Below are 13,438 nucleotides of genomic sequence, written 5' to 3' on the forward strand. Positions count from 1 at the left end.
TTTAAGCGGTTACCCCTTTAGCTTTTTTAATTACCTCTTCTGCAATATTCGATGGTGTTTCTGCGTAATGCGAGAATTCCATTGTTGATGTAGCCCTACCTGAGGACAATGTCCTAAGTGAAGTTACATAACCGAACATTTCCGAAAGTGGAACCGTACCTTTAACAACCTTTGCTCCAGCCCTATCATCCATATTGGTAATAGTTCCTCTTCTTCGGTTAAGGTCACCTACAATATCACCCATGTTTTCTTCTGGGGTCAATACTTCCAATTTCATGATTGGCTCCATAAGTACAGCACGTGCAGCTTTCGCAGCAGCCTTGTAACCTAATTTTGCAGCCAATTCAAAAGATAGTGAATCCGAATCCACAGGGTGGAAAGATCCATCTTTCAATGTAACTTTCATGGCATCCATTTCAAAACCAGCCAAAGGCCCATTTCTCATAGCATCCTTGAACCCTTTTTCAACAGCTGGTACATATTCTCTAGGAACGTTACCACCTTTAATTGCGTTGATGAATTCAAGACCTGTTTTACCTTCTTCGGCAGGCTCCATAGTAAATACGATATCCGCAAATTTACCACGACCACCAGATTGCTTCTTGTACACCTCTCTATGATCTGCACTTGCAGTTATAGCTTCTTTGTACTCAACCTGAGGCTGACCTTGATCTACCTCTACTTTGAATTCACGTCTTAAACGGTCTACAATAATATCTAAGTGAAGCTCACCCATCCCAGAAATAATGGTCTGACCTGATGCCTCATCAGTTTTCACTTGGAATGTTGGATCTTCTTCAGCCAATTTAGCCAAAGCCATACCCAATTTATCAACATCCGCCTTGGTTTTCGGTTCAACCGCAATACCAATAACCGGATCAGGAAAGTCCATACTCTCCAATACTATAGGATGTTTCTCATCAGACATGGTATCACCAGTCTTAATATCTTTAAATCCTACTGCTGCTCCAATATCTCCTGCTTCGATAAAATCGATGGCATTTTGCTTGTTGGAGTGCATTTGATAGATACGGGAAATACGCTCTTTCTTACCTGATCTATTGTTTAAGATATAAGAACCAGCATCCAAACGACCTGAATACACTCTAAAGAAAGCCAAACGACCTACAAAAGGATCGGTAGCAATTTTAAAGGCCAAAGCAGCAAAAGGCTCCTTTACAGATGGCTTACGGGAAACCTCTTTCTCCGTATCTGGATTCATACCTACGACATCATCCTTATCCATTGGGGAAGGCAAATATCTACATACAGCATCCAATAAAAACTGAACACCTTTATTCTTAAAGGAAGAACCACAGATCATTGGAATGATACTCATGTCCATAACCGCAGCCCTTAAAGCAGCGTGAACTTCGTCTTCTGTAATGGAATCCTCATCTTCAAAGAACTTTTCCATCAAGGTTTCGTCATATTCAGCTACAGCTTCAATCAAAGCCGCCCTGAATTCCCTAACCTCTTCTTTCATCTCTTCCGGAATGGCAACCACATCAAAAGTTGCTCCGAAATTCTCATCATGCCATACAATAGCTCTGTTTTTCACCAAATCCACGATACCCTTAAAGTCTGCCTCGTCTCCGATTGGCAAAACAATAGGTACCGCATTGGATCCCAACATCTCCTTAACCTGCTTATTAACATTTAAGAAGTTAGCTCCCTGACGGTCCATTTTGTTAACGAAACCGATACGTGGCACTTTATAGTTATCCGCTAATCTCCAGTTCGTTTCAGACTGTGGCTCAACACCATCAACTGCACTGAACAAGAAAACCAAGCCATCCAAGACACGTAAAGAACGGTTTACTTCAACCGTAAAATCAACGTGACCAGGAGTATCAATAATATTAAAGTGATAAGACTGAGCATCTTCAGTTGGCTGTGCATTCTCCATTGGGAATACCCACTCACATGTAGTTGCAGCAGAGGTAATTGTAATACCACGCTCCTGCTCTTGCTCCATCCAGTCCATAGTGGCAGCACCATCATGAACCTCACCTATTTTATGACTCACACCAGTATAAAACAAAATACGTTCTGTCGTAGTTGTCTTACCCGCATCAATATGAGCAGCAATACCTATATTTCTTGTTAATTTTAAATCTCTAGCCATTTCTCTATTAATTAAAATCTAAAGTGGGAGAATGCTTTGTTTGCCTCTGCCATTTTATGGGTATCTGTTCTTTTCTTAACTGCAGCGCCCTCTTCCTTAGCAGCAGCTAAAATCTCGCCGGCTAATTTTTGGGACATTGCTTTTTCGTTACGCTTACGAGCATAACTGATCAACCATTTCATTGCAGTGGAAATTTTACGGTCCGGTCTAATTTGCATCGGAATCTGGAAAGTTGCCCCTCCTACCCTTCTACTTCTAACCTCTACGTGCGGCATTACATTGGACAATGCATCTTTCCACAATTCTAATCCGGTCTTTTCTTCATCGGTCTTCTTTTCCTCTACGATGTCAATAGCATCATAAAATACTTTGAAGGCGATAGACTTTTTACCATCCCACATCATCATGTTTACGAACCTAGTTACTAACTGGTCGTTAAACCTTGGATCCGGCAATAACGGTCTCTTTTTGGCCTGTTTTTTTCTCATGTCTTCTCTTTAAAAAGATTTAATTACTTCTTAGGTCGTTTAGCTCCGTACTTAGATCTACGTTGGGTTCTTCCAGCAACACCTGCTGTATCCAATGCACCTCTAACGATGTGGTATCTAACACCTGGCAAATCCTTTACTCTTCCGCCTCTTACTAATACTATCGAGTGCTCTTGAAGATTGTGTCCTTCTCCAGGGATGTAAGCGTTCACCTCTTTACCATTGGTCAACCTAACCCTTGCAACTTTACGCATTGCAGAGTTTGGTTTCTTTGGTGTTGTAGTGTAAACACGAGTACAAACCCCTCTTCTCTGTGGACACGAATCCAAAGCAGCCGATTTACTCTTCTTAGTAATTGTGGCCCTTCCTTTTCGTACTAATTGTGAAATTGTTGGCATACTATATATTATATGTATAAAACTTACCCTCTTTTAAGGGCTGGCAAATGTAGCAATTATTACTAATAATTCAAATTCTAATGCATTAATTTCCAATGTTTTTTGAAAAAAGATTTAAACAGCGCTTTTTAAGGCCCAAATAATGAGCTCCAAATGAGTAGTTTATAATCTCCAATGTCTGTTATGCGGCCTATCGGCAAAATTTAGCTTTAATCTTGGAAGCTTAATGAAATATGAACATCATAACTTTTGTAACCAAAATTAGTCTTTCATTATCCATTTCGTAATTAACAACGGCTTCTATTAGTACCCCTCCATATATTGGCAACATCTTAAATATTTATTAAAATTAGTTTGGATTATTAACATGAAATTATGATTTTAGCGGTCAGCTAATTCAAATAATTTAAAAATGAGAACAAAACTAAATGGAATCTTAACGCTATTATTAGCGTTTGTTGTGCATTTGACTTTTGCACAAGAAAAAACGATTTCGGGTACGGTGACCGATCAAGACGGTCTTCCGCTGCCTGGAGTCAACATTGTTGTAGTAGGAACCACTAACGGAACCCAAACAGATTTTGATGGTAACTATTCCATCCAAGGAACTTCGGGCCAAACCCTTTTGTTTACCTATATAGGTCAAAAGGAAGTGAGAATGCCAATTGGAGCAAGCAACACAATTAATGTTCAAATGACAGAGGACGCCCAAGCTTTGGAAGAGGTAGTTGTTACCGCCCAAGGTATTAAAAGGGAAAAGCAAGCCTTAGGTTATTCTGTAGCCACAGTTGGCTCAGAAGATTTAGAGCAAAAGACTGAAGGTGATGTAGGTCGTGTCCTAAGAGGTAAAGCTTCTGGGGTGAACATTACGGCCCAGAGTGGTATTTCAGGATCTGGAACTAGCATCGTTATTAGAGGTTTTCAGTCGTTTTCTCAAAACAACCAACCACTATTTATCGTAGATGGTGTTCCTTTCAGTAGTGATACAAACGCAGGGGGCTCTTTCGTAGATGGTAACAACGGTTCTAGCCGTTTCTTGGATTTGGATCCAAACAGTATTGCCAGCGTAAGTGTCTTGAAAGGTTTATCAGCAGCTACACTATATGGTGAGCAAGGTAAGAACGGGGTAATCTTGATTACCACTAAGAACGGCTCTACAGGAGCTAAAAAATCCAAGTCAGAGATTTCTGTAACAACGTCTTATTTCTTTAACGAAATTGCATCCATGCCTGAATATCAGGACGATTATGGAAACGGTTTCGACCAAAGATTTGGATGGTTCTTCAGTAACTGGGGACCTAGTTTTAGAAAAGATGGAGTAACTGGTTGGGGAAATCCATCTAACTTTCCTGGTATTTATGATTTAAATACTACTGACGCAACAATAAGACACCCTTACGCCACAGCAAGTAGTGCTACTGGAATTCCACAGGCATTTCCAGAATTGGCCAATGCTAGATACAAATGGCAACCTTACAACAGTGTACAGGATTTCTTTAGAGTAGGTGGTGTTTCCAATGTATCTGTTAACGCAACAGGTGGATCTGATGACGGAAAAGTATCCTATAATGCCAGTTTTGGTCATTTGGATGATGAAGGGTTTACCCCAGGGAACAACCTTACAAGAAACAACATCGGTATTGGTGGTAAAGCTCAGTTGAGCAACAAGTTCACCATAACAGGTACTATGAACTACTCCAGAACAGATTTCAAGAGCCCACCGGTAGCGGCGAGTACAGGAAATGGTTCTTTTGGTAGTGGATCATCTGTATTTGGAAACTTGTTCTTTACACCACGTTCTGTGGATTTAATAGGTCTTCCTTTCGAAAACCCAATTACAGGAGCAAGTACATACTATCGTCAGAACAACAGTATCCAGCATCCACTTTGGACGGTAAAAAATGCGCGTAACGAGCAAGTTACCAACAGAGCATTTGGTAACCTTACAACAGTTTACAACCTTACTGACAACTTAAATTTAACCTACAGATTTGGTTATGATGTTTACAACGAGCGTAACATCAACTACCAGAACAAAGGTGGAGTTGATGGTAGTGCGGCTACTTTGAGCGGTATTTACCAAACTTGGGACAACAACAATACCATCTGGGATCACAGTATCATTTTAAGTGGTAACTATGACCTTACTGAAAAATTGGATGTTAACATAACCGCTGGTGGAACCACCAGAAGCACAAACTATGACAGACAAGGTGTTGCAAGTAGTGGACAGAATGTATTTGGAGTGTTGAGACATTTCAACTTTGACTTACAGGATGAGATTCAATTCACAACCTACCAAAACATTGCAGGTCTTTATGCACAGGCTGATTTTGGATATGACAGAATGTTCTATGCTACTTTCAATGCTAGAAATGACTGGGTTTCAAATCAATCAAAAGAAAACAGATCTTTACTTTACAAAGGAGGAAGTTTCTCTTTCATTCCAACACAGGCAATCGAAGGACTTACTAGCCAAGGAGGTTTAAATTACTTGAAGATTAGAGGTGGTTACGGTGAATCAGCAGGATTCGCACAAGGGTTCCCAACTTCTGTAGATTTAAATATAGACACTCAGGCCTTTTTAAATGGTGATGGACAAACAGTAGTAACCAACTCGGTTTCAAACACTGTGGCCAACCCAGACATCTTACCTGAGCGTTACACAGAATATGAAGTAGGTATTGAATCAAGATTGTTCGATAGCAGATTGAGCCTAGACGTATCCGCTTACAAGCGTATCACAAAAGATTTGATCGTTAACAGACCTTTGGATCCTAGTACAGGAGGTACTTCCACCCAGACTAACGTAGGGGAGATAGAAGGTGAAGGTTTAGAAATAGACTTAGGTTTAGACATCTTCAGAAGCGCTAAAGACGGTTTCAACTGGAGTGTTAACTCTAACTTCAACACCAACAACGCGGTTGTAACAGATTTGGGAGCAGATACAGATTTGATTGTATATGCTGGTTTCTCTAACTTGGGTAACGCTGCCATCGTAGGTGAGCAACTAGGTGTAATTGCAGGTAGTAGAATTGCAAGAAACGAGAATGGTGAGTTCTTGGTTAGTGGTTCAGGTAACTACATAGAGGAAGAAGTTGACGAAAACGGGTTGTTGCCTGTAATTGGTAACCCTAATCCAGATTGGACTTTGAACGTAACCAATAACTTTTCTTTTAAGAACTTCAACATGAGCTTCTTGTTCAACCACGTACAAGGTGGTGATATCTACACAAGTACAGTGGCTACCTTATTAGGTAGAGGTTTAACTACTGACACCTCTGATAGGGAAAATGTATATGTTTTACCTGGTATTGCACCTGATGGCAATCCTAACACTGTTCAGATCAACAACTCGGATTACTACTTTAGTAATGTATTGTTCGGGCCAGCTGAACTACAGGTATATGATGCCACTACTTTGAGACTACAGGAAATTTCTCTTGGATATTCTGTGCCTAAGAAACATTTGGACAATACTCCATTTGGATCGGTAAGCTTTACATTAACAGGATTCAACATGTGGTTCAAGGCCTTTAACGTGCCAGATGGAACTAACTTTGACCCTAACGTTGCGGGTGTTGGTGTAGGTAACGGAATTGGATTCGATTTCTTAAACGGACCTAGTTCCAAGAGATATGGATTTAGTGTAAAGGCTACCTTTTAATTTTAACAAAACAAAGTATCGAAATTATGAAACAATTATTTAAAATATTTTGTATCGCAACGGTTCTTGGAGCATCTTTACTTCAATCCTGCGAAACAACAGAACTGGACCTTAGGAAGAATCCTAATGCCCTGTCAGCGGACCAAGGGAACCCTGACTTTTTATTAAATGGCATTCAATTATCTTTTGTCTCTTTAGTAGAAAGTTTAGGAAGAACAGGTGCAGAAATGACCCGTATTGATTATATGTTCGGTAGGGACTACAGAAACGTGTACTCTCCTGCTTCATTTGATGGAGAATGGACTACCGCCTACACACAAATCAAAACGGATATCAATGCACTTACGCCATTAGCTGAAGAAGCTGGGCTAAACTATCATTTGGGAATGACCCAATTCATGGAAGCCTATACTTTAGTATCCTTGGTAGATTTCTTCGGAGATGTACCTTATTCTGAGGCTAACTTGGGATCTGCTAACTTTAATCCTAACGTAGATCCGGGAGCTACTGTTTATGAGGCGGCTCTTGGTCTTATAGACGATGCAATTGCCAATTTCAATGATGGAGGTGTTGCAGACCCACAGAACGACTTTTACTATGATGGAGATGCCAGTAAGTGGATCAAGGCATGTAACACACTTAAATTGAAGTTGTACATGACCAGTAGATTGGCAAACAGTGGTGCGCTTGCGAGCTTTAATGCTATCATTGCTTCCAACAATTACATTTCTTCAACTTCGGATGATTTTCAATTCCAATGGGGAGTGAATGAAGTACAGCCAGATACAAGACATCCAAGATACAGTGCTAGTTACACTGCTCAAGGTGGTACAGATTACATGTCCAATCATCAGATGAACTATATGCTTCAGAACGATGATCCTAGGATTCGTTACTACTACTATAGACAAAATGAAGAAACTCCAGGTGCAGAAGCCCCTCCGGCTTTGGAAGTATTACAGTGTTCTTTACAAACACCACCTTCCCACTATACAGGTTTCCCATTTTGCTATTTACCAAACGGATATTGGGGTAGAGATCATGGAAGTGATGAAGGAACACCACCAGATGGTTTCTTGAGATCATTGATAGGAGTTTATCCTGCAGGAGGTAAATTTGACGACAGTTCTTTTGAAGGACAAGGTCAAGGTGACGGTGCCGGAGGTAACGGTATCACGCCTATATTATTGGCTTCTTGGGTAGATTTTTGGAGAGCAGAAGCTGCCATGGTGAACAACAATCCAGCGGGCGCAAGAACATTTGTACTTGCAGGTCTTGCTAAATCAGTTGCCAAGGTACAGTCTTTTGGTTCTTTAGATTCATCTTCAGACCTTTCAACAGCTCCGACCGCTGCGGATGTTGCCGATCATAGCGCAGCAATTGCTGCAGCTTTTGACGCTGACAGCACTGGTGGATGGAATGTTTTAGGACAAGAGTTTTTCACTGCATTGTTTGGAAACGGTATAGACGGTTACAACTTCTACAGAAGAACTGGATTTCCTAGCACCCTACAACCAAGTTTAGAGCCACAACCTGGTGCTTTCATCAGATCCGTGTTTTATTCCTCTAACTTTGTGAACAACAACTCTAACGTAACACAAAAAGCAGATCAAACCCAACAAGTATTCTGGGATACAAATCCTGCTTCACCAGCATTTCCGTTATCTAACTAAATAAAAGAAAATGAAAAAAATATTATTAAAAATATCGATAGTTGCCCTTGCTTTGATAACCTTAGGTTGTTCCAGCGAAGATAACGTAATAGATATCGTATCTAGGGATCTTAGCACCGAGCTTCCGTTTCTTAGGATTACGAGTCAAACCGGAAGGAGTTTAAACCTTTTCGACACGGAATCTACGTATACCGTAAATTTTGAGTACCAAGAGGTAGAGAATACCGCTGTCATGGACCAATTTGAGCGTGTAGACTTCACTATTAACTTCATTGACAATTTTGAAGATGGAGTTGACAACTCTAAAGCTGCTGTTTCTTTAGGCAGCTTGTCAAAAAGTGATTTTTCTGCACTAAGTTCATTTGGAATGCCAACCAGTTCATTTGACTATACCTTCGGGGAAGCCTTAACAGCACTTGGACTTACAACAGCCCAAGTAAATGGTGGTGACCAGTTCCAATTGAATTGGGAATTGTTCCTAACAGATGGTAGTTCAATCAATAGTTCAGATGTTAGTGGTAACATCAGTGCCGTTGGAGGTTATTATTCAGCTCCTTACCAGTCAAGAGCTGCAATGGTATGCTTGTTTGATGCGCCTGAATTCTTTGTTGGAGATTACCAAATGGAGCAATTGACCGGTGCAGATCCTTTCTACGGAGATGAGACTTTCGGTACTCAAGTAGTAACGTTAACTGCTACAGGAGCAACCCAAAGACAATTCAATTTCCTTTACTATCCTGGAAATTTTGATACTAATTACACCTTTACGATGAACTTTGTTTGTGACAGGATCAGCATGGTTGGTACTGGAGGTTTAGGTTGTGGTGGCAGTATAGGTCAAACAACCGGTGATACACCAACATTCTTTGATCAAAATCTTGTTGATGATGCTGAAATCATATTGAGCATTACTGATTTTGATGGAGATGGTGGATGTGGTACAGGAAGTAACCAAATAACTGTAAGGCTAACCAAACTATAAAATTAGCTTAACATAATTCAGAAAGGCCACTCCCATGAAAATGGATAGTGGCCTTTCTTTTATAATGCAGCCCCAAAAGGCTTTAAAAAATCTATTTTAATGAAAACAACGCTTTTTAACCCTAAGCTAATACCAGGCTTTCTTCTTTTGATGGCGTGCATCTTAGTCTTTTCATGTGAAGAAAACACCAATGAACCTGTGGAAGAAGAAACAGTTGAAATAACTCCAGATCCGATCCCTGAGGAAGGAGGAGAAGAAACATCTGATCTTAAAGTTGAAGGGGAAATAATTGTACACGATCTAAACAGCATGGAAGACTCCTATATTCTAATAAACAATATTATGGGCGGGAAGGTCTTTTTAATGGATAAGACGGGTACCATTGTTCAAAATTGGGAAATGGAGTACGGCATAGGCAACGATTGTACGCTTCTAGATAATGGTCAGTTATTGGCTCTATTAAAAGATCCAGATGCCCAGATAAAATTTGGCGGTTACGGAGGCATCATTAGAATTCTAAATAAAGATTCGAGTATAGCCAAGGAATTTAAATATTCCTCGGAAAACGAAGTGGTCCACCATGATATTGAAATGCTGCCAAATGGCAATCTACTTTTTTTGGTGTGGGAGAAAATTACTGCAGCTACAGCCTTGGAAAATGGCTTTAATACAGAAAGGGAACTTTTCCCGGAGGCTTTGATGGAGTTAGACCCTAACACTAATGAAATCGTTTGGACTTGGCATTCCATGGACCATATTGTTCAGGATGTGGACAACACCAAATTGAATTTCGGAAACATTTCTGATAATTTCAGAAAAATTGATATCAACTATGAGGAACGGGAAGAAGATAAAATAGATGGGGATATCATGCATGCCAACGGCATTACCTACGATAAGGAAAATGATGTAATATTTATGTCAGTCAACAATTTCAGTGAAATCTGGGCAATAGACCATAGCACTACCATTGAAGAGGCCAAGTCATCCACTGGGGGTAAGTTTGGATATGGTGGAGACCTACTATATCGTTTTGGCAATCCTTCTGCATATCAAAACACCAATGGTAATCGTCTTTTTCATAATATGCACAATCCCAACCTCATTAATCAAAATCAAACCATGTTGGTATATGCCAACCAAAATAACATCTCACAGTCCGAGGTATTCGAATTTGATCTGAACAGCCTGATTTTAGATTTAAATACCAATAACGAACCTATAATAACATGGAGCTACACAAACCCAGATCTATACAGCCGTATCGTTTCTGGTGCCATAAGGCAGAAAAATGGGAACACATTGATAACTGATAGTGATACAGGAATACTTGAAGTAAACCCTGATGGAACAATAGTCTGGGAATACAAAGGCCCTGGTTTATTCTGGAGGTCCTACCCCCTTTCTAAAGATGAGATTTCCATCCAATCTTTGAATTTAAATTAAAATAATCTATTTTTGGCGTCAAAATAGGATTATTTTCTCCAATTACTTGTCGTTAGCATTGTAAAATGACATAGATGTAACTAATAATCAAATAGTTCAATTAACCCATGTCCAACACTATTTTTGTTGGAACATTACTTTAATATTAAAAAAATAAAAAAAAATGATGAGAACAATTTTATTACCCTTGGCACTACTATTTATCTATACAGGTTCATATGCCCAGGGAGCAGTAAATAACAAATTGGATAACTTTACAGGAAACGGGTATGCTGGAGCGGCGTTTTCTGAAATGAGAAAGAAAACAAATATGCCTACAACATTAGAAACCGTAGGCACCGTTTATATCGACGAAAGTTTTTCCCCATGCAATGTATATTACAATGACGAATTGGTAGGAAAATATTACTATCGCCACAATGCCTTTAATGATGAAGTGGAAATCAAGGATACCAAATATACTGAAGAACCAGAAACGTCATTGGCAACCATAAAGGAATTAACACTAGTTGCCGATAATGGCAAGGAACTTTCGTTAAAGGCCTACAAAAATAAAAAGGATGTAGTTCGCAATGGATACATGTATAAATTGAACGAAGGAAACAAATACAACCTATACTTTAAGAATAGTGTGAAATTTACAGAAGGAACAAACCCGGTAAATTCAATGGTGAGAGCCACGCCAAACAAATTTTCCCACTTCACGGAATATTATTTCATGAAAGATGGCGATAATTTGGCCTACTACATCGGAAATAGAAAAAGTGAGTTCTTGAGAGAATTTGAAAAAGCTAAAAGGGATTCCCTTGCCTCTTATATCAAAGAAGAAAAAATCAACATTAAAAAAGAAGAGGACCTAATGAAAGTGTTTAACTATCTGAATTCTATTTAGATTCCTTCAAAAATATCTTTTAAAAAACCTTTAGGGCCTTTCCTCCTAAAGGTTTTTTTATGCGATAGAAAATACTATGACGTGAATCATTTTAACACAAACTAAATACAGTAGTTTTTAGTTTTTAGTATCTTGACAATGAATAAACTATAATACAAAGATCATGTCATCCATTTTAAGCATCCAGTTAAGACTATTTTATATTATTAGCTTAACTATACTTTACAACCTACCATTAATGGCCCAAACTACCATTAATTATAACAACTCATCCAGGCCCGCAGGCGATGCAGCAATGGAAGCGGCCGCCAATCTTATGACCAGAAGAAATCCTTCCAATGATTTTCTGTTCAGCAACGTCAGGAATGCCGAAGTAACCGTGGATTGGAAAAATGCCAGTGGCTCCCCCTATTTAAATGAGAGCTTTTCACCATGTAAACTTTATATGGATAAAGAACAGCTCGGTAATTTTTACTATCGCTATAACGCCTACAGTGACGAAATAGAATTAAAAGAAAGCCTATCCAGTCCTCAGATTTCTTCCTTAGTTCAAAACAAGCAATTTCGATTAATTGATGGGTCGAACAACTATACGTATAATACCATCATTTCTAAAAAAAATAAACAATCAGAAGGACACCTTAACCTTCTTGAAGATGGGGAGCATTTTAGTTTGTTCCGAAAGGACTTTGTAACATTTAAAAGAGGTGCTCCAGCAGCTAACTCAATGGTTAAAGCTACTCCTGATAAATTTACCAATTTTACGGAATATTACTACCTCGACAAGAGCTCTGGGGACGATCAAGCCTATTATCTGGACAATAATCTAAAAAACTTTCTGAATTCCCAGAAGAAGAACGAAAAGGAGAAAATAAAAACGATCATAAAAGAACAAAAGCTTAACACCAAAAAAGAAGCAGAGCTCATCCTGCTTTTTAGGTTGCTCAATAACCGTTGATATTCCTTGATTTAAATTATGGTTGTATTAGATAGATGGTTTTTTATTTTACCTTTGCCCCATGAAAAATGAGGATTACCAAGTATTTGGAATACGCGCAATTATAGAAGCTATAAACGCCGGTAAAACATTGGATAAGGTATTTATCCAAAAAGGCTTAAAAGGCGATCTTATAAAGGAAATGGAAACCTTGGTCCGTAAGAATGGCATTGGGTTCTCCTATGTACCTGTTGAGAAATTAAACCGACTGACCAAAGGAAATCACCAAGGTGTAGTTGCCAGTATCTCCCCTATTTCATTTTATGAAATGGAAGAATTGGTAGAAAAAGTATTGGCCAACGATAAAAAAATACCCCTTTTTCTTTTATTGGACCAATTGTCCGATGTCCGCAATTTTGGGGCTATCATTAGAACCGCAGAATGCACCGGAGTAGACGGTATCATCATACAGAAGAAAGGTGCCGCCCCTGTTACGGCAGACACCATTAAGACTTCGGCCGGGGCGGCATTTAAGGTTCCCATAGCAAAAGTAGATCATTTGAAAGATGCCGTGTTCTATTTGCAATCCTCGGGGATCAAGGTTATTTCCGCTACCGAAAAAACAGAGAAAACTATTTATGATGTTTCTTTTGAAGGACCTTGTGCCATAGTGATGGGCGCAGAGGATGAGGGGATTACCCCATCTATCCTTAAAGCTTCTGAAGAAACAGTAAAATTACCCCTTTTGGGTGAAATTGGCTCTTTGAACGTTTCCGTAGCTTGTGGAGTATTCTTGTACGAAGTAGTAAGACAACGTTTAACATAAA

The 13,438-nt window shown here is 39.3% G+C and carries 10 protein-coding genes; 7 read left to right on the top strand and 3 right to left on the bottom strand.

Annotated features, from left to right (window positions below; translation table 11 throughout):
- Window position 1 precedes the first annotated feature (1 nt).
- Genes fusA through rpsL form a run of 3 tightly spaced genes read right to left on the bottom strand, consistent with a single transcriptional unit; the run spans window position 2 to window position 3,014 of the window.
- Window positions 2-2,128, bottom strand: coding sequence for an elongation factor G (gene fusA / locus SB49_RS08815; RefSeq protein WP_062055774.1), 2,127 nt, complete (start codon window positions 2,126-2,128; stop codon window positions 2-4).
- A gap of 11 nt (window positions 2,129-2,139) precedes the next feature.
- Window positions 2,140-2,616 (bottom strand): 30S ribosomal protein S7, encoded by a 477-nt coding sequence (rpsG, locus tag SB49_RS08820; RefSeq protein ID WP_062055776.1) that lies wholly within the window; start codon window positions 2,614-2,616, stop codon window positions 2,140-2,142.
- 23 nt (window positions 2,617-2,639) lie between these two features.
- Window positions 2,640-3,014: a 30S ribosomal protein S12 gene (gene rpsL, locus SB49_RS08825; protein ID WP_013305196.1), complete on the bottom strand. Its 375-nt coding sequence runs from the start codon at window positions 3,012-3,014 to the stop codon at window positions 2,640-2,642.
- Window positions 3,015-3,426: 412 nt separating this feature from the next.
- On the opposite strand from rpsL, the gene SB49_RS08830 reads away from it, so the two are divergent.
- The 7 genes from SB49_RS08830 to rlmB all read left to right on the top strand — a co-directional run bounded on the left by SB49_RS08830 (window position 3,427) and on the right by rlmB (window position 13,437).
- The gene (locus tag SB49_RS08830; RefSeq protein ID WP_062055778.1) at window positions 3,427-6,681 is read left to right on the top strand and encodes a SusC/RagA family TonB-linked outer membrane protein; all 3,255 of its coding nucleotides are present in this window, start codon (window positions 3,427-3,429) and stop codon (window positions 6,679-6,681) included.
- A gap of 26 nt (window positions 6,682-6,707) precedes the next feature.
- Complete coding sequence (locus SB49_RS08835) at window positions 6,708-8,354, top strand: SusD/RagB family nutrient-binding outer membrane lipoprotein (RefSeq protein ID WP_082591099.1); 1,647 nt, start codon at window positions 6,708-6,710, stop codon at window positions 8,352-8,354.
- Window positions 8,355-8,364: 10 nt separating this feature from the next.
- Window positions 8,365-9,336 (top strand): hypothetical protein, encoded by a 972-nt coding sequence (locus SB49_RS08840; protein ID WP_062055779.1) that lies wholly within the window; start codon window positions 8,365-8,367, stop codon window positions 9,334-9,336.
- A 99-nt stretch (window positions 9,337-9,435) separates the two neighbouring features.
- Window positions 9,436-10,782, top strand: a complete 1,347-nt coding sequence (locus tag SB49_RS08845; protein WP_082591100.1) for an aryl-sulfate sulfotransferase — start codon at window positions 9,436-9,438, stop codon at window positions 10,780-10,782.
- 163 nt (window positions 10,783-10,945) lie between these two features.
- On the top strand, window positions 10,946-11,674 hold the full coding sequence (locus tag SB49_RS08850) for a hypothetical protein (protein WP_145758373.1): 729 nt from the start codon (window positions 10,946-10,948) through the stop codon (window positions 11,672-11,674).
- A gap of 163 nt (window positions 11,675-11,837) precedes the next feature.
- The gene (locus SB49_RS08855; protein WP_145758374.1) at window positions 11,838-12,632 is read left to right on the top strand and encodes a hypothetical protein; all 795 of its coding nucleotides are present in this window, start codon (window positions 11,838-11,840) and stop codon (window positions 12,630-12,632) included.
- A 61-nt stretch (window positions 12,633-12,693) separates the two neighbouring features.
- On the top strand, window positions 12,694-13,437 hold the full coding sequence (gene rlmB / locus SB49_RS08860) for a 23S rRNA (guanosine(2251)-2'-O)-methyltransferase RlmB (protein ID WP_062055787.1): 744 nt from the start codon (window positions 12,694-12,696) through the stop codon (window positions 13,435-13,437).
- Window position 13,438: the final 1 nt, after the last annotated feature.

The organism is Sediminicola sp. YIK13 (genome assembly GCF_001430825.1).
Classification (GTDB): Bacteria; Bacteroidota; Bacteroidia; order Flavobacteriales; family Flavobacteriaceae; genus Sediminicola.

Excerpts from the sequence above, each read along its gene's own strand:
- fusA (WP_062055774.1), bottom strand. The coding sequence starts at position 2,128 with ATGGCTAGAGATTTAAAATTAACAAGAAATATAGGTATTGCTGCTCAT.
- rpsG (WP_062055776.1), bottom strand. The coding sequence starts at position 2,616 with ATGAGAAAAAAACAGGCCAAAAAGAGACCGTTATTGCCGGATCCAAGG.
- rpsL (WP_013305196.1), bottom strand. The coding sequence starts at position 3,014 with ATGCCAACAATTTCACAATTAGTACGAAAAGGAAGGGCCACAATTACT.
- SB49_RS08830 (WP_062055778.1), top strand. The coding sequence starts at position 3,427 with ATGAGAACAAAACTAAATGGAATCTTAACGCTATTATTAGCGTTTGTT.
- SB49_RS08835 (WP_082591099.1), top strand. The coding sequence starts at position 6,708 with ATGAAACAATTATTTAAAATATTTTGTATCGCAACGGTTCTTGGAGCA.
- SB49_RS08840 (WP_062055779.1), top strand. The coding sequence starts at position 8,365 with ATGAAAAAAATATTATTAAAAATATCGATAGTTGCCCTTGCTTTGATA.
- SB49_RS08845 (WP_082591100.1), top strand. The coding sequence starts at position 9,436 with ATGAAAACAACGCTTTTTAACCCTAAGCTAATACCAGGCTTTCTTCTT.
- SB49_RS08850 (WP_145758373.1), top strand. The coding sequence starts at position 10,946 with ATGATGAGAACAATTTTATTACCCTTGGCACTACTATTTATCTATACA.
- SB49_RS08855 (WP_145758374.1), top strand. The coding sequence starts at position 11,838 with ATGTCATCCATTTTAAGCATCCAGTTAAGACTATTTTATATTATTAGC.
- rlmB (WP_062055787.1), top strand. The coding sequence starts at position 12,694 with ATGAAAAATGAGGATTACCAAGTATTTGGAATACGCGCAATTATAGAA.